Origin of the sequence: Amycolatopsis sp. NPDC048633 (genome assembly GCF_040650695.1) — a bacterium.
In the GTDB taxonomy this organism is placed as follows: domain Bacteria; phylum Actinomycetota; class Actinomycetes; order Mycobacteriales; family Pseudonocardiaceae; genus Amycolatopsis.
On sequence record NZ_JBEZHS010000006.1, the window covers coordinates 1 to 15,755 of the forward strand.

15 protein-coding genes and 1 pseudogene are annotated in these 15,755 nt (G+C 70.6%); 8 read left to right on the forward strand and 8 right to left on the reverse strand.

Annotated features, from left to right (window positions below; genetic code table 11):
- Positions 1-197 precede the first annotated feature (197 nt).
- From AB0C38_RS14265 to AB0C38_RS14275, 3 genes are read left to right on the forward strand one after another with little or no spacing between them, the layout of a single operon-like run.
- Positions 198-1,202, forward strand: a complete 1,005-nt coding sequence (locus AB0C38_RS14265) for a hypothetical protein (protein WP_360671948.1) — start codon at positions 198-200, stop codon at positions 1,200-1,202.
- Positions 1,199-3,529: a GH92 family glycosyl hydrolase gene (locus AB0C38_RS14270; RefSeq protein ID WP_360671951.1), complete on the forward strand. Its 2,331-nt coding sequence runs from the start codon at positions 1,199-1,201 to the stop codon at positions 3,527-3,529. The genes AB0C38_RS14265 and AB0C38_RS14270 overlap by 4 nt, the downstream gene beginning before the upstream one ends.
- Before the next feature lie 54 nt (positions 3,530-3,583).
- Positions 3,584-4,159 carry a TetR/AcrR family transcriptional regulator gene (locus AB0C38_RS14275; protein ID WP_360671954.1) on the forward strand — a complete coding sequence of 192 codons (576 nt, stop codon included), beginning with the start codon at positions 3,584-3,586 and terminating at the stop codon, positions 4,157-4,159.
- A 38-nt stretch (positions 4,160-4,197) separates the two neighbouring features.
- Here AB0C38_RS14275 and AB0C38_RS14280 read toward each other — a convergent pair.
- A pseudogene (locus AB0C38_RS14280) lies at positions 4,198-4,371 on the reverse strand (Scr1 family TA system antitoxin-like transcriptional regulator); the annotation flags it as partial.
- 78 nt (positions 4,372-4,449) lie between these two features.
- On the opposite strand from AB0C38_RS14280, the gene AB0C38_RS14285 reads away from it, so the two are divergent.
- Both AB0C38_RS14285 and AB0C38_RS14290 read left to right on the forward strand, forming a co-directional pair.
- Complete coding sequence (locus AB0C38_RS14285; protein WP_360671957.1) at positions 4,450-4,644, forward strand: zinc finger protein; 195 nt, start codon at positions 4,450-4,452, stop codon at positions 4,642-4,644.
- On the forward strand, positions 4,626-5,060 hold the full coding sequence (locus tag AB0C38_RS14290; RefSeq protein ID WP_360671960.1) for a hypothetical protein: 435 nt from the start codon (positions 4,626-4,628) through the stop codon (positions 5,058-5,060). The genes AB0C38_RS14285 and AB0C38_RS14290 overlap by 19 nt, the downstream gene beginning before the upstream one ends.
- Here AB0C38_RS14290 and AB0C38_RS14295 read toward each other — a convergent pair.
- Genes AB0C38_RS14295 through AB0C38_RS14305 form a run of 3 tightly spaced genes read right to left on the reverse strand, consistent with a single transcriptional unit; the run spans position 5,050 to position 8,208 of the window.
- Positions 5,050-7,338: an NB-ARC domain-containing protein gene (locus AB0C38_RS14295; protein WP_360671963.1), complete on the reverse strand. Its 2,289-nt coding sequence runs from the start codon at positions 7,336-7,338 to the stop codon at positions 5,050-5,052. The two genes, AB0C38_RS14290 and AB0C38_RS14295, sit on opposite strands and share 11 nt — an antisense overlap.
- Entirely contained in the window at positions 7,335-7,910 is a 576-nt protein-coding gene (locus tag AB0C38_RS14300; RefSeq protein ID WP_360671966.1) for a DUF6879 family protein, read from the reverse strand. The genes AB0C38_RS14295 and AB0C38_RS14300 overlap by 4 nt, the downstream gene beginning before the upstream one ends.
- A 28-nt stretch (positions 7,911-7,938) precedes the next feature.
- The gene (locus AB0C38_RS14305) at positions 7,939-8,208 is read right to left on the reverse strand and encodes a hypothetical protein (protein WP_360671969.1); all 270 of its coding nucleotides are present in this window, start codon (positions 8,206-8,208) and stop codon (positions 7,939-7,941) included.
- A gap of 181 nt (positions 8,209-8,389) precedes the next feature.
- Between AB0C38_RS14305 and AB0C38_RS14310 the strand changes: the two genes are divergently transcribed.
- Positions 8,390-8,875: a DUF2127 domain-containing protein gene (locus tag AB0C38_RS14310; RefSeq protein ID WP_360671971.1), complete on the forward strand. Its 486-nt coding sequence runs from the start codon at positions 8,390-8,392 to the stop codon at positions 8,873-8,875.
- Here the strand turns inward: AB0C38_RS14310 and AB0C38_RS14315 are convergent.
- The 3 genes from AB0C38_RS14315 to AB0C38_RS14325 all read right to left on the reverse strand — a co-directional run bounded on the left by AB0C38_RS14315 (position 8,861) and on the right by AB0C38_RS14325 (position 13,240).
- Positions 8,861-10,399 carry an ABC transporter substrate-binding protein gene (locus tag AB0C38_RS14315; protein ID WP_360671974.1) on the reverse strand — a complete coding sequence of 513 codons (1,539 nt, stop codon included), beginning with the start codon at positions 10,397-10,399 and terminating at the stop codon, positions 8,861-8,863. The two genes, AB0C38_RS14310 and AB0C38_RS14315, sit on opposite strands and share 15 nt — an antisense overlap.
- A 20-nt stretch (positions 10,400-10,419) precedes the next feature.
- Entirely contained in the window at positions 10,420-12,414 is a 1,995-nt protein-coding gene (locus AB0C38_RS14320) for a hypothetical protein (protein WP_360671977.1), read from the reverse strand.
- A gap of 115 nt (positions 12,415-12,529) precedes the next feature.
- Positions 12,530-13,240: a serine/threonine protein phosphatase gene (locus AB0C38_RS14325; protein WP_360671980.1), complete on the reverse strand. Its 711-nt coding sequence runs from the start codon at positions 13,238-13,240 to the stop codon at positions 12,530-12,532.
- A 112-nt stretch (positions 13,241-13,352) separates the two neighbouring features.
- On the opposite strand from AB0C38_RS14325, the gene AB0C38_RS14330 reads away from it, so the two are divergent.
- On the forward strand, positions 13,353-14,081 hold the full coding sequence (locus tag AB0C38_RS14330; protein WP_360671983.1) for an AfsR/SARP family transcriptional regulator: 729 nt from the start codon (positions 13,353-13,355) through the stop codon (positions 14,079-14,081).
- On the opposite strand, the gene AB0C38_RS14335 is transcribed toward AB0C38_RS14330, so the two are convergent.
- Positions 14,060-14,818, reverse strand: coding sequence for a hypothetical protein (locus AB0C38_RS14335; protein WP_360671985.1), 759 nt, complete (start codon positions 14,816-14,818; stop codon positions 14,060-14,062). The two genes, AB0C38_RS14330 and AB0C38_RS14335, sit on opposite strands and share 22 nt — an antisense overlap.
- 316 nt (positions 14,819-15,134) lie before the next feature.
- Between AB0C38_RS14335 and AB0C38_RS14340 the strand changes: the two genes are divergently transcribed.
- Entirely contained in the window at positions 15,135-15,722 is a 588-nt protein-coding gene (locus AB0C38_RS14340) for a hypothetical protein (protein WP_360671988.1), read from the forward strand.
- The last annotated feature ends 33 nt before the right edge of the window (positions 15,723-15,755 follow it).

The following is a 15,755-nucleotide window of genomic DNA, read 5'->3' on the forward strand; positions in this document are numbered from 1 at the left end:
CGCGGCAACGACATCGTCCGCGAGGCGATGCACTCGGCGTTCCTGTTCCACGCCGTGCAGGTCGGCGATTTTGGTGCGTTCAACGCACCAAAATCGGCCTTGGCTCTCGTTCGAAGGGGGCACGAACGGACCGTTCGCGCCGTCAGCCCCGTTTTTGTCGGTCCTCCGCGACAAGCTGAGGGAGTGAGACGCGGAACGTGGACGAGCGGCTACCGGCAGCCGATGACGAATGGGTACTTCGAGTCGCGGACCTCGAAGACGCCGGGGTGCGTCGCAACAGCGTCTACCGGCGTTGCCGGCCGGGTGGCCCGTGGCAGCTGTTGCTGCCCGGAGTGGTCCTCCGTCACCCGGCCCCGCCCACCGACGAGCAACGATTGCGGGCCGCCCTTCTGCTGGCGGGCGAGAGCGCTGTGATCACCGGCTTGTGGGCGCTGAGCAGGCTGGGGCTTCGGCGGATCCCGGATCCTCGGGAGATCCACGTCCTGGTGCCGCACACTCGGAAGATCGCGAGCACGCGGTTCGTGGTGATCGAGCGCACGACCCGGCTGCCGTCCCCGCTGGTGCGCACCGGTCTCGTCGTCGCTCCCGCATACCGGGCGGCGGTCGATGCGGCGCGGAGGATCTCTGATTTCGAGGTGGTGCAAGCGATGTTCGCGGAAGCTGTGCAGCGCCGAAGATGTACTCCGCTTCAGCTCGCTCACGAACTGGAGACTGGTAGCCGGCGCGGCGGTGCGTTGCCGATGCGCGCGCTGCGGCCGTTGCTCGCCGACGCCGAGTCGGTGGCGGAGGCCGACGCATGGCGCCTCTGGAAGCGCAGCGGGCTCCCGCGTGCCCAGTGGAATGTCAAGGTGTTCGACTGCGGTGGTGACTGCATCGCGAAACCGGACGCATGGTGCGACGAGGTCGCGTTCGCCTGGGAGATCGATTCGGTGACCTACCACAGCGGGCGGGACCACTTCTTGAAGACGCTCGCCCGCAACGCACGCTATGCCGCGGCCGGGATCGCGTTCCTCCAGACACCTCCCAGCCGGCTGCGGACCGAGCCGGAGACGGTCCTCGGAGAACTCCGTGCCGCCTATGCCGCGGCCGAGGCTCGGCCGCGGCCGCCGGGTGTCACGACCCTTGGGGGGTTGCTTTGTCCACCGGACAACGGAAAAGATCACACCGGATATGTGACAACGTTGTCAGGAGGAGACGGATGAGAACGCGGACGCGCGTCCTTGCCACCTTGCTCGCCGGAGCCACCACGGTGGCCCTCGCGACCCCCGCCCAGGCGAGCCCGAGGTTCGCCGATGACCCCACCACCCTCGTCGACACCTCGATCGGGAACAACGGGGACGGCACCACCTTCCCGGGCGCCACCACCCCCTTCGGGATGGTGCAGCTCAGCCCGGACACCCAGCTCAAGAAGTACGCGTCCTACGACTACGCGCAGGACACCACCCTCGGCTTCAGCCACACCCACCTCTCCGGTGTCGGCTGTCAAACCATGGGAAACGTCAGGTTCATGCCCACCGCCGGCGCCGTCACCAGCAGTGACCCCGCGCAGTACGGCGCCAAGTTCAGCCACGCCGACGAGACCCGCCGGCCCGGGTACTACGGCGTCAAGCTCGACAACGGCATCGAAGCCGAGCTGACCGCCACCCAGCGCACCGGCCAGCACCGCTACACCTTCCCGGACACGGCGACCAGCGAGAACGTCCTCATCGAGGTCGGCGAGAGCAACGGCTACACCTACGCCGGCGACGTCCACGTCGTGGGGGACGACACCGTCGAAGGCTGGCTGCAAGGCGGCAACTTCTGCTGGGAGACCCAGAAAGAACGCTACAAGGTCTTCTTCTCGGCCAAGTTCGACCGCAAGTTCACCAGCTTCGGCACCTGGACCGACGACAAGCTCACGCCGAACCAGCGTGACGCGAAGCTCGGCAGCCAGCGCACCGGCGCGTGGCTCAGCTTCGGCACCGACAAGAACCAGGTCGGTGCCTCCGTCGGGCTGTCCTACACCTCCGTCGACGGCGCCCGGCTGAACCGCAGGACCGAGCAGCCCCGGTCGTTCGGCAAAGCGCGCGACGCGGCCCACGACACCTGGGAAGACGAGCTGAACCGCCTGCGCGTCGCCGGTGGGACCACCGCCGACCAGCGGACCTACTACAGCGCGCTGTACCGGTCGCTGCTGCACCCGTCCGTCGGGTCCGATGTGGACGGTTCCTACCGCGGCTTCGACGACGCCGTCCACCGCAGCCGCGACACCTACTACCAGATGTTCTCGCTGTGGGACACCTATCGCTCGCAGAACCAGCTGGTCGCGCTGCTGCACCCGGACAAGGCCGCGGACATGACCAAGTCCGTCCTCAAGATCTACCAGGACGGCGGCTGGGTGCCGCGCTGGGCGCTGGCCGGCGGCGAGACGAACGTGATGAGCGGCGACCCCGTCACGCCGTGGGTGGTCGACAACTACCGCCGCGGCCTCCTCGACGACAAGACCGCGCGCCAGCTGTTCGACGCGCTGTGGCGCAACGCCAACGAAGTGCCCGCGGACCAGTCGATCTTCCGCGGCCGCGACGGCAACCCGTCCTACGTGAAGAACGGCTGGATCGGCTACCAGGACGTCCCCGGCTACACCTTCGGTGACACCCGCCAGGCCGGCTCGGCGACCCTCGAGTACGCCCTCGCCGACTGCGCGCTGTCGACCATGGCGCAGGGCCTCGGCTACCGAGACAAGGCGAAGACCCTCAAGGACCGCTGTGGCAACTTCGGCAAGCTGTGGGACACCAGCGTCGAGTCGCACGGCTTCACCGGCTTCCCGCGCACTCGCGCGGAAGACGGCACCGGCGTCGGCGACCCCGACCCGGCGAAGTCCACCGGCTTCCACGAGGGCACGCCGTGGCAGTACCAGTGGCTGGCCCAGCAGGACACCGCGAAGCTGTTCGGCCTGATGGGCGGCGCGGGCCAGGCGGAGAAGCGGCTCGACACGTTCTTCGACACGCCGCTGCTGCTCACGGACCCGGCGAAGGCTGCCGCGGACTCCTGGGTCCACGGCGCGTACGACTACCACAACAACTTCGCCTTCAACCCGAACAACGAGCCCGACCTGCACGCGCCCTGGATGTACAGCTGGACCGGCGCGCCCTGGAAGACGTCGGCGGTGCTGCGCGCGGCGCGGACGCTCTTCACCGACACGCCGTACGGCATGCCGGGCAACGACGACCTCGGCACCATCTCGTCGTGGCTCGTCTTCGGCATGGCCGGCGTCTTCGAAGCCCAGCCCGGCTCCGGGACGTACCTGCTCAGCACCCCGATGTTCGAGAAGGTCGAGATCCGGCCGGCCGGTGGCCGCAAGATCGAGATCGAGGCGCCCGGGGCGAACGCGGCGAAGCTGCAGTACACAAAGGACGTCCAGATCGGACACCGCGGCTACGACCGCAGCTGGATCTCGCACGAGGACCTGCTCCGCGCGGGCAAGATCCAGTTCCGCCTGAGTGACACCCCGACAAGCTGGGGGACGAAGTCGGCGCCGCCGGCGATGTGATCGCGTAGTGGCAGTGGCCTCCCCGGGATCCGGGGAGGCCACTACTATCCCCGCATGCCGACGCCGGACGCCCGCGAGCGCATCCTCGGAACCGCCACCCGGCTGTTCGACCGGCACGGGGTGCACGCCGTCGGACTGCAACGGATCATCGACGAGTGCGGCTGCGGCAAGAAGCTGCTCTACACGTGCTTCGCGAGCAAGGACGACCTGGTGGTGGCGTACTTGGGCCGGTGCGGCGCCGACTGGGACCGTCTCGTGGCCGGCGTCCGGGCGGCCACTCCGGAGCGACGGCTGGTGGAGCTGGTGCGCGAGGCTGGGGTGCAGGTGACCAGGCCCGGCTCGCGCGGGTGCCCGTTGCGCGCCACCCTGGCGGAGTTCCCGGAGCCGCGGCACCCGGCCCACCGCGTGGCGGTGGACTACCTGGTGCGGGCGCGAACGCAGCTGCGGGAGCTGGCGGCGGAGACGTCGGCGGCCGACCCGACGCGGCTGGCGGACCGGGTGATGGTGATCATCGACGGCCTGTACGCGAACGGCCCGATCTTCGGCGACGACGCAGCCAAGGCGGCGATCGCCTTCGCGGAGGACGTGGTGAAGGCGGAGACGTCAGCGGAGCCGGCGGAGGGCCGCTGACCAGGCCCGACGCAGTCGCCTTCATTTCTGCCGGAGCGATCCAGCCTCTTCTGCCGATCCATGCGGGCGATTACCCGTGCATCGATCTGGTCGGCGGTGAGGTTCGCACTTTCGAATATCGCCCGCGCGTAGCCGGCGGTCTGCAGGAGTCCGGGAATGATGCCTGTCTCCCAATTTGTCAGCGCCGCGCACGGGGAAGAATTCGCTTTCATGGCCCGAGAATACGAACTCCGTCCATCACCCTCTCGGTGTATTGGTGTCAATCGGGCCGGACAGATTGAATGGACATCATGTTGAGGTGGCAGCAGGCGGAGGGGAAGCGGCACGCGCTCGACGGCCCGTTCCCGCCGCGTCCGGAAGAACGGTTCGCGACTTTGTGCGGGGAAGAGGTGACCGTCGAGGTGTGCGACGTTCCGCAGCTCGGCGGGAACTGGTTCGACCCGACCTGCGCCGGTTGCCGCGAAGCGTGGCTGGCTCGGTGCTGACCGGCGCGGATCAGGACCAGCGGCTGGTCGACCGCCTCCGCGACCTGCACGGCTCGCTCGGCCTCGACGTCTCGTGGCTGGCGCGCACCCTGGACGACGAGACACCTCGCCCCGACATCCTCCGCGACCTGGGGGAGCGGCTCGCCGACCTGGGCGCGGACCTCGTCACCCGGGCCGACGAGCTGGACGCCCGGGTCCGGGCCACCCTCCCGGACCACGGCTGGCTCCCCGAAGCGGGCGCACGGCGGCGCGCACTGGCCGTGGCCCACCAGGTCGGCCCGCACCCCCTCCGGTGCGGGCCGATCTTCCTGGCCCTCTGCGGCGCGGCGTGCTTCCCGTTCTACGGCACCGACCCGACTGGCCGGACAGCTCGCCACGAACGGTGCGAAAGGTGCCTGGGCCGCCTCAGCTCGTGAGGATTGCCGCCAGCCGGTCGTAGTGGCGCTGCGCACGAGGATCGTGGAAGGGTTCGAACAACACCAGTGCCTCGCGGCGGCCCTCCGCGGCTTCCCTGGCGCTGCCCGAGTCGGCCAGTGCGGCGCCGAGGTGGTCGAGCGCGAGGGCGAGCAGCCAAGTCTCGTCCAGCTCACGGAACACCGAGACCGCTCGGCGGCAGAACGGCACGGCCTCTTCGGCCCGCCCCATCGCTTGGTAGGCGATGCCGGTGGCGTCCCAGGTCTCGGCCTCACGGACGCGGTCACCCAGTTGCCGCTGGAGCGTCGAGGAGCGCCGGAACGTCTCCAAGGCTTCCGCCGGCCGGCCGAGGTCGATCTGGACGCGTCCTTCTTCCAGCAACCAGAACGCTTCTCGCGCCGGATTCTCGTCTCCTCGCGCGATGGCCACGGCGGCCCGGATGTGCTCGTACGCCTCGGCAGGCCGGCTCAGTCCCCGCTTCGTGTGGCTGAGGCCGCGCAGGACGTCGCCTTCACCACTGCGCAGTCCGAGGCGGCGGAACCGAGCCAGTGCGTCCGTCAGCAGTTGCCGGGCCCGCTCGAAGGATTCGAGTTCGAGATCGACGTTGGCGGTGTTGTTGGTCGCGACCGCCAGCCAGTACTGGTCGCCGAGCGTGCCGGACAGCGTGGTGACCCGGTCGAACAGGCCACGAGCCGCGGTCAGGTCGCGGGCGCGCAACCGGGCGAGCCCGAGTGCGTTGGCCGACTTCAGCTCGCCGAGTGGGTCGTCGAGTTCACGGCGCAGGCGTAGGGCTGCGGACTGCAGCTCGATCCCCTGCTCCCGGTCGAAGTGCTGGGTGTGCGCTTTGCCCAGGCTTTCCAGCACTTCCGCTTCGGCGGCCCGGTTTCCGAGCCGGCGGGTCACCCGGAGTGCGATGGTGCTCGTTTCGATCCAGTCGGCGAAATGGTTGCGCTCGGCGTAGATCGGATAGAGCGCCGCCGGAAGCTGCCAGGTGATGTCGGAGACGTCCAGGTCGTCGGCCGCGCGGACCGCCCGGACCAGGTTTTCCCGCTCCTGCCCGTACCACGTGAGCGCGGCCGTCCGGTCCGGGAACGCCGGTGGGGTGATCTCGGCTTCGGGCGGGGCGGGGGTCCAGGGCAAACCGCCGCCGCCGAGGCGGTCCCGGGCGGCGAGCGCGCCGTGCAGGTACCACGACAGCGCGCGACGCGTGGCCTCGAAAGCGGCGTCTGCGGGTTCCTCGGCCCGCGCCTGGTCGTTCGCATACATCCGCAGCAGGTCGTGGAACTGGTACCGGTCCGCCTGCGGCTGCTCGAGCAGGTGCGCGCCGACCAGGTCGTCGAGGACCCGCCGGACCTTGGCCGGGGACCGGCCGGCGAGTGCCGCGGCGGCGGCGAGCGAGAACTCTGCGCCCGGGTGCAGCCCGAGGAGCCGGAACATGCGGCTCGCCTCGGGAGTCAGCGCCCGGTAGGACCACGCGAAAACCGTGCGAACGGCATCGGACTCGTCATCGTCGTCGGCGGTGAGCGCGTCCCACAGCGCGGATTCGTCCCGCAGTTCGGTGATGAGGTCGCGCAACGGTGCCCAGGGCCGGTTGATCGCGCGTTCGGCGGCGATGCGCAGGGCGAGGGGGAGCCGCGCGCACAGTCCGGCCAGCTCGGTGAGGTCCGCGGTGTCGTCCTGATCGCGGTAGCCGGAGGTGATGCGCTGGATCAGCTCGGTCGCTTCGTCCTCGGAGAGCACGCGCAGGCTCAGCCGGCGAGCGCCGTCCCGGGCCACGAGCCCGGACAGGCTGCTTCGGCTGGTCACGAGCACGAGGCATTCGCTGTTGCCCGGCAACAGCGGCCGGACTTGGCCGACTGTCGCGGCGTTGTCCAGCACCACGAGCATCCGGCGGCCGGACAGAAGCGATCGGAACGAGGCGGCGCGCGACTCGAGGTCGGCCGGAACCGCCGCCACCGGCACGCTCAGTGCGTGCAGGAACCGCTCGAGCACCTCGTGCGGCGTGATCGGCGGGCCGGGATCGTACCCGTGGAGGTTGACGTAGAGCTGCCCGTCCGGGAACCGCGCACGGATCCGGTGAGCCCAGTGCACGGCGAGGGAGGTCTTGCCGACTCCCGCCGTGCCCACGACGACGATCGTCGCCCCGGGAGAGGTGCTGTCGTCGATGATCTCGTCGAGCCGGGCGAGGTCCTGGAGCCGGTTGACGAAACCGCGGACATCGGCGGGCAGCTGGCGGGGGACCGGGCCGGACGGCTCGGTCCCGGACATCGGCCGGCTCACCACGCCGAGGGTGGCTGCCGCCCGGCGACCTTCCGGGCGAAGTACCCGCCCAGGTCTTCGCCTTTGTCGTAGAGCCGGCCGGCTGTCGCCGTCCAGTGGTGGATCAGGTCGGGTGCGTCGGACCTGATCGCTCCTTCGAGTTCACCGCTCTCGGCGTACAAGACCTGGTAAATGACCTTCTTTCCGAGGATGAACAGTTCCGGGAGAACCTCATCCCGTTCCAGATCGGCCACGATTCCTCCGTCGACGACCCGGATCTTTCCGCCGACCTGGTACCGCACGTGCAAGGAGTTGAGCTCCCAGATCAAATAGGGGCTGATCGGTTCTTCGACGATCCGGATGCGCCGCACTTCGAAGTCGTGTCCGGCGATGCGTTTTTCGTAGTCGGCGAGGGCGTGGCGGCGCTCCTCCATGAGCCTCAGCGCTTTGGGCCAATCGCCCGCATCGAAGGCCTCCCAGCTCGCGTTGCCGCTCTCGACGAAGTGCTGCTGGCGCTCGAGCTTCCAGCAACCGGTGTTGTCGGTGTGCCAGAAGTTCCTGTCGTAGTCGGAGAAGTACTCGTCCGGTGTCAACCGGTCACCGGGAAGGGTGACGAGAGGTCTATGCATCGGGGATGTCCTCCTTCGCCGTGCGCATCATGATGCCCGGAATGACGACGAGCCGCTCATCCGCGCCGATGCTGACCCCGCGGGGCAGTCGCATTGCGTAGCCCGAAGTGAGATCGCGACCGATGATCGCGACATCTCCGTTCGAAAGTTCCCAGATGTCCGGGCACGTCCGGTCGTCGTTGGTGCCGCCGAGTTCGGTTGCGGACTTCCCGAGACGACGTTTGAACGACGCGTTCGGATCGGCTTCCCACGGACGTGGCATCACGCGCTCCCCTTCTTTACCGGCGAACGGAAATTACAGCATAGAGATGATCTTGGTGCACTGGCAACGAATCGGGCGCCGGTTGGGGAGATTGGCCAGGAATTGACCCCTTTTGGGCGCCCGCTGTCTGCGGATGCGGACACACCGTGGTTGGGGCAGAGTGAGGGGGCGAGGAGGCAGGATGACCGAGGCGAAGACGACCGCGACCGAGAAGTTCTTCCGGATCGCGATCGCGATCAAGGGTCTCGACGGCGCGCTGCAGGTCGTCGGGGCGCTGATTCTCGCGTTCATCCCCGCCTCGACCGTCAGCGGGTTCACCCACGCCGTCATCACGCGTGACCTGCTCGGCGATCCCTCCGGCACCCTCGCGCGGCACCTGGAGTCGGCCACCGAGAACTTCCTCCACGGCGACACGAAGACCTTCGCCGTCGCCTACCTGCTCGCCCACGGGCTGATCAAGCTCGGCCTGGTGTGGGCGCTGGCGAAGAAGATCGTCCGCGCGTACCCGGTCGCGGCGCTGATCCTCGCGGCCTTCGTCGTCTATGAGGTCTTCCGCGCGGTCCACACCCACTCGATCGCGCTGCCGTTCTTCGCCGCGCTCGACGTGCTCATCATCGTCCTCGTACTGCGCGAGTACCGGCAGCTCAAGCGCTCACGAAGTGCATGACGGCGACGTGTCCAGCGGCCGGCCCTGCGACCACACCAGGTCGACCGGGCTCGCCGAGCCGTCGGCCTGGATCCGCAGGATCGGGAGCACCTTGTCGATCTGGTTGCCGCTGTCCTGCCGGAACGCGATGAAGCCGGTGGCGCCGGGCACGCCGGAGTTGCAGTCGAGTGCCGCGACGAAGTTCGCCACCGACCGCGGGCCCGACGACGGGTCGTCCTCGGCCGCCTTGACCGCCGTCGCGACGGCGTCGTGCTCGATCATCGCCGCGCCGTCGGAGAGGCCGCCGGCCTCGAACTCGTGCGTGCCCGTGTACGCGTTGAGGAAGTCCGTGTAGTTCTGCTGGTAGGTCAGCGCGGCGTCGTTGCCGGTGAACATCTTCCACTGGTCCGGGTAGGCCAGCGCGGTGTACAGCGGCGTGACGGCGATGTCCCCGGTCAGCGGGAGCTTCGTGTCGACGAGCGTCGCCGCGTCGTCGCCGGAGATCACCGTCACCGAGCGGAGCTGCTGGCACGCGCCGTCGTTCGAGAGCGCGTAGATGAACGACCGCAGGTCGACCCCGCGGCCGGCGAAGTAGATGACGTCCGGCTGGGCGTTGCAGATGTCGGAATGCATGCCGCGGAACAGCTTCTGGAGGTACTCGTCTCGGCTCGTGCCGGTGAGCTGGCCCTCCAGGGAGTCGTACTTCTTGGAGAACTGGATCGGCACCAGCTGCTGCTCGGTGAACGCCTTCGCCAGGGTGCCCGCGTAGGTGTCGGCCTCGTTGACGTCCGCGACGAGCATCGTCCGCCGCTTCGGGAGCTTCGCGATGTAGTTGACGGCAGCGTGCGCTTCGTCGCTGTTCGTCGGGCCGACGCGGAAGAAGTTCTTGACCCGCTTGCCGTTCGCATCGACGTTGAGGTCGTCGGCGGTCACCGTCGCGCCGAGCGTGACGATGCCGTGGCTCGACAGCTCGGCGATCGCGTCCCGGGTGTTCTGCAGGCTGATGCCGATGCCGGTCACCGCGGCGATGTGCTCGCTCTCGGCGGACGCGATAATCTGGTCGACCGCCGCGCGCCAATGTTCGGCGTTGGAGCCGTAGTTCGCCAGCAGGAGCTTGACACCGGTGGTGTCCGGACGCGGCCACGCCGCGGCGATCGCGCCCTGGACCTCGTGCCGGATGAAGTCGATCGGGGTGCTGTCGACGTCCGGGTCCGGGGTCAGGTTCTCGAGCACCACGACGGTCTTGTAGACCGCGCCCGCCTGCGCGTTGCGGTCGGCGATCACGGTCTCGAGGGTGGAGAGGGGATCGTCGTCGCGCAGCGCCCCGGACTCGAGGGAAAGGCCGACGCAGACGTCGTCCTCCGCCGTCAGCCCGGCGCCGCACCGCTCCCACGGCCGCAGCGGCACGATCACCGCGGCCAGCACGAGCACCCCGATGACGGTGACGACGATCCAGTGCCGGTGGAGCAGGCTTCGGGGCCGGACGGGTGGTCCGGCGGGCCGGTTTCCCGGGGCGAGGCGGTCGAGCAGCGCGGTGCGAGGCATCGGCGTTCCGTTCCGGCGCGTCACGGCCAGAGGCCGCGGAAGGCGAGTTTGGCGGTGTCGTCGAGCGCCTTGGTGTCCGAGCGCTGCGACTTCGAGGACAAGGCGGTCAGCGCCGTGCCGATGTCGTGGTTCTGGTCGGGGCCGCGCACCGCGAACGGGTTCGCGCTGAGCCAGCTGGCGGCGAGCAGGCGGGCGAGGTTGTTGCGGATCTCGGTGCGCTCGCCCGGTTTCCGCTCGACGTCGGAGTCGACGAGCTTGCCGTAGAGCCGCTCGTAGTCCTCGTCGAGCGGCTGGGCGTCCGGGGCGTGCACCACGACGGTGAGCCGGTCGACCCACTCCCGGTGCGGGAGCTCCGGGAAGTCCCGTTCGAACAGGTCCACCACGGCGGGGAAGTCGCCGAGGGCGAGCAGGCAGTACGCGCGGCGGACGTCGTCGGCGCCCGGGGCGCCGCGCAGCGCGGTGAACTGGGCGGCGTAGGTCGGGCCCGCGCCGCCGTTGCGCCGCGCCAGCGCGGAGACCAGGTTGCCGGCGAGCCACGGGTGCAGGGTGACGTGGTCGGGGGTGCCGCCGCCGTTGCCCGGCGCGTTCACCCACAGCGACGCGCGGAGCTCGGTGAGGATCGGCCCGACGTGCGGCTGGCCGACCAGGCCGTGTTCGGGCAGCGGCACCAGCCACGGCGCGGTGGCGAACGGCGCGGCCGTGACCAGCGCCTCGGTGTCCACAGTGGACAGGCGGAGTTCCGCCAGCCAGGTGCGCCACGGGTCCGGGCCCGAGGTGCCGAGCACGTCGCGGGCGCCGTCGCGGACGGGAGCGTCACCCAGCGTCTCGGCCAGCTGCTTCGCCGCCTTCGGCAGGCCGCCGCTGGCCCGGTGGACGAACGCGGCCGTCGCGCGGGGGACGTCGTCACCCAGGAGGTCCGCGACCTCCTGGACCTCCAGGGGTTCGAGCAGCACGGGGTAGTAGCCGGACGGGCGGGCGGTCTCCGGGTGCTCGGCCCAGTCGTCGTAGGAGGCGTCGCGGCAGCTCGGCACGACCCGGGCCGCCGTCCCGTCCGGCTGCCACGGCGGCCGCCAGGCGCGGGCGAGCTCCCGCTCCCACTCGCCGTCCCACTTGCCGCTGGTGGCCACGACCAGCAGCGGATCGCCGGTGCCGCGGTCGCCGTGCCTGCGGCGGTAGGTCTCGCGGGCCGCGGTCAGCGCCTTGAGGAACGCGAGCCCGCCGGGGTGGTCGACGTCGTCGAGCAGCACCACCCAGTTGTGCACGTGGGACTGCTTGCCGGGGTTGACGCAGTCGCACGGGCTGCGCCGCTCCGGGGCGGACATCCGGCGGTGGTTCTCCCGGACGTCGGCGAGGAAGGCCTCGGTGAGCCACGCGGTGACGCCGTCCGGGTCGGGCTCGCGGCCGCGCGCCAGCCAGTTGAGGTCGACCAGCGCGTCGAGGGCGTCCCCGGTCTTGAACCGGTCGAACTCGGTCAGCGAGCGCAGGATGTGGCCCAGCCGCGGGCGGACGGTCTGGATCAGCGCCGGGACCTCGGCGGCGAACGCGTCGCCGAACGGCGCCGGCACCGCGGTCGCGGCGGTCTTCACGAGCACGCGCACGAGGGGATCGAGGCGCCCCGGCCACCGGCTGCGCCGGAACTCCACGAGCAGCCGGCGCAGCGTTTCCTTGTCGCGCACGCGATCGGTGGTGGTGAGCTCCGCGCCGACGGCGATCAGCGCGACGGTGAACCGGAGGAACCGTGGTTGCGCGCGGTGCCGCCACTTCCGGGAGAGGTTGTAGGCCAGCCTGATCAGGACGTCGACGGGAGTGGGCTCGTCACCGGCGAAGTCGAACCGGGCGTGCACGACGCCCCAGCCGAGGTGGTCGGTGATCCCGGACAGCGCGTGCGACTTGCCGGCACCGACCGGGCCGAGCAGCAGGACGACCGGCTGCGGCCGCGGCGGCTTGCCGGTGACACCGTTCCACAGCAGACGGCGGGTGAGCAGGACGGAACCGGAATGCTCCGTTTCGATCATCGGTGCGTACTCCCCCAGGTAACCACGAACACGACCGGTTACCAGGATAAACACTCCGTGACGGTTCGGCTATGGGGTTTCCCCGTTTGGCCCAGTTTTGTCAGGTCCTTCCGGCCTAGGCCGCGACCGGAAATCGCACCGTCTCGCTGTCGGCCTCCAGGGGCTCGACGTAGAGGGCGGTCGCGTTGTCGGAGCCCCCGCGGGCGAGCGCCGCGTCGACCAGCTCGGCCGCGCCCGTGCCCGGCCGGGCCAGCACCGCGCGGATGCCGCTGCCGGTCAGGGGCTTGTGGACGCCGTCGCTGGTCAGGAGCAGGCCCGCACTCGACGTCTCCGCCGTGCCGATCTCGTCCGGCTTGGCCGTGCGGACGCTCGTGGTGACCACGTGCTCCATCCGCGGGGTCACCGGCTGGTGACGGGCGCGGAAGTACTCGGCGAGCGTGTGGTCGGTGGTCAGGCGGCCGAGCGTGGTGCCGTCCCAGGCGTACGCGCGGGCGTCGCCGACCCAGGCGATGCGGTACCCGCCGTGCTCGGCCGGCATCGCGACGACGAGCACGGCGTCCCCGGTCGTCTGCTCGCGAACCGCGCGCTGGGCGGCGAGCACGGCTTCGACCGGTCCTTTGTGGACCGGGGTGCGGGCGGCGGCCGCGGACGCGATGCGGGCGGCCCGCGCGGCGGCGGGTTCGTCCCCGACGCCGTCGGCGAGCGCGAACACGATGCCGGGCCCGCCTGCGGCGGCATACGCGCCCACGGCGTCGGCGTTGAGCGAGCGCGGCCCCTGGGCGCTCGCGGTGTGCCAGCGCGGGTAACCCGGACGTGTCGTGATCATCGCGGCCTCCTCGTCTCCTCTGCCCTCCATGATCCGCGCCCAACCTGTGGGCCGTCTGAGACTTTCCTGTGCCGGCGGTGTCGGTCCGGGTACGTTGGGAACGGGGTGGGGCATGGAGTTCCGGATTCTCGGGCCACTGACGGTGATCCGCGCGGACGGGGACCCGGCCGCGCTCGGCGGGCGGAAGCCGCGGACGCTGCTGGCGGCGCTGCTGCTGGCGCGCGGGCGGGTGGTTCCCGATGAGCGGCTCATTTCGCTGCTGTGGGAAGGCGTCCGGCCGTCGACGGTCGACGCGCAGCTGTGCACGTACGCTTCCCGCCTGCGCAAGGCACTCGGGCGGCCCGCGCGGCTCGTCCGGACGGGTGGCGGGTACCTGCTGGCGCCGGACGGCGGCACGGTCGACGCGGAAGAGTTCGAGCGGCTGGCTTCCACGGGGCACGACGAACTGCGCGCGGGCCGGGCCGGGCGCGCGGCGGGGTTGTTCGGCACCGCACTGGACCTGTGGCGCGGCCCGGTCCTCGCGGGTGTCGCCGAACCGCTCCGCGCGAGTGAGTCGGCGCGGTTCGAGGAGCTCCGGCTGGGCGTCCTGGAGAGCCGGATCGAAGCGGAGGTGGCGACCGGCGACCACCTGCGGGCGGTGCCGGACGCCACCGGCCTCGTGCTCGAACACCCCCTGCGCGAACGCGCGCGGGCGCTGCTCATGGCCGCGCTCTGCGCGAGCGGGCGGCCGGCGGACGCGGTGGCGGTCTACCACCGGGGCCGGCGGATCCTCGGCGAACGGCTCGGGATCGCGCCGGGCCCGGTGCTGCAGGCGGCGTATCAGCGGGCGCTGTCCGGGTAGGGCGACGAGCGGAAGTCGCGGTCGAGCTCCGCGGTCGACCGCGGCAGCCAGTACCGGGCCTGCGCGCGGACCTGTTCGCGGGGCAGGCCCGGGTTGACGTGCCGGTGATCGGGACGCGCGATCGACTGCAGCGCCCAGGCGAAGCCGAGCAGCGGGGTGATCCGCGCCCAGCGGCGGCGGTCGATGTCCAGCACCAGCTGCGCGCGCTGGATGGCGTGCCAGAAGTGGTAGCCCGACGGCGGATCGCCGTCCATGGTGTGCACTTCGGACTCGACGTCGGCGCGCCGCGGGTCGAACAGGATCCCCTGCCCGAAGGCCGCGAAGGCCTTTGTGAGGCCCTCTTCGTCGCCGCGGTAGAAGCGGTCGAAGTTGCCGAGCTGCAGGGTCGAAAGCGTTTTCAGCGGCTGCTCGATCGGCTTGACGAGCTCGGCGTAGTTGTGCGGGTAAGCCGGTTCGAGGCTGAGCTCCCGCCACTTCGCGGGCAGGCCCTCCGGCGCGTTCTGCTGGAGGAACGGGAAGAGCACCGCGTAGGCGTCCTGGACCTCCTGGGCCGGGTGGTACAGCGCGATTTCGTCGAGCTGGTACCAGAGTTCGTTGGCTTTCCGGTCGCCCAGCATGCCCGGCACGGGCGGCAAGGTCGTCCCGGCTTCGGCCGTGCCGGTCATGAGCGCGGTGCTCGCGACCGCGACGGCCGCTCCCGCCCCGAGTTTGAGCAGGTTCCGGCGATCGAGCGTCATGGATCCACCCCCGTCGGCGGCCCCCTGCCGCCATCGGCCGCCACGGTACGGAAGGTTTCCATACTTTCTCTGTACGAGGGCGCCGGCGCACTGCTGCGCGACACGGTGCTGCAGGCGGCGCCGGGACTGCCGCTGCAGACGATCGCGGCCGGCCGGTACGCGGACCGGTTCACCCGTACCGCGGACGGGTGGCGATTCACCGGACGCCGGGCGACGGTCGACCTCGTCGGCGACGTCGGTCACCACCTGCGGCCCTCGGCCGTAACGACCCGCTGACCTGCGACGACTTCGGATAAACGACCCGAAGGAGCCGGCCATGGGCGGAGTGCCGCACGACCGCCGGCCGCTCATGGTGTTCGGCGTGCGCTTCGCCGGCCGGGACCTCCCGGGGATGGTGGACCAGGGTGACCTGGTGGCCGCGGTGGAGCTGCAGGCCCAGCTCGGCTCGGCCGTGCGGCTCGTCGAAGCCGACGCGCTCACCGAGGACGAGATCCGTGAGGATCTCATCCTGATCGGCGGCCCGGATGGCAATTCCCTGACCGGAAACGTCCTCGCGCGCCTCGACGGCGTGCTGTCGCTGGGGTTCACCGTCGATCCGGAGCACGGCTCGTCGGTGTACGACCGCAAGTCCGGCTTCGCGGCCTCGCCGCGGTACGACGACGCCGGCGACCCACGCGTGGACTACGGCCTGGTCATCCGCGCGGCGAACCCGTTCGCCCCGGAGACCGCGGAGGTCGTGATCGTCGCGGGGTGCGGGGGCCACGGCACCGCGGCGGCGGCCGCGGCGTTCGACGAGGCGGAAGCCCTGGGCGGGTACCGGCACTTCGAGGCGCTCGTCGAGACGACGGTCTTCCGCGGTGCCCAGCGCGACACGCTGGTGCGCGAAGCCCGCGGGATCGCGTGAAAAGGCCCGGGCTTCCGGAGAAGCCCGGGCCTT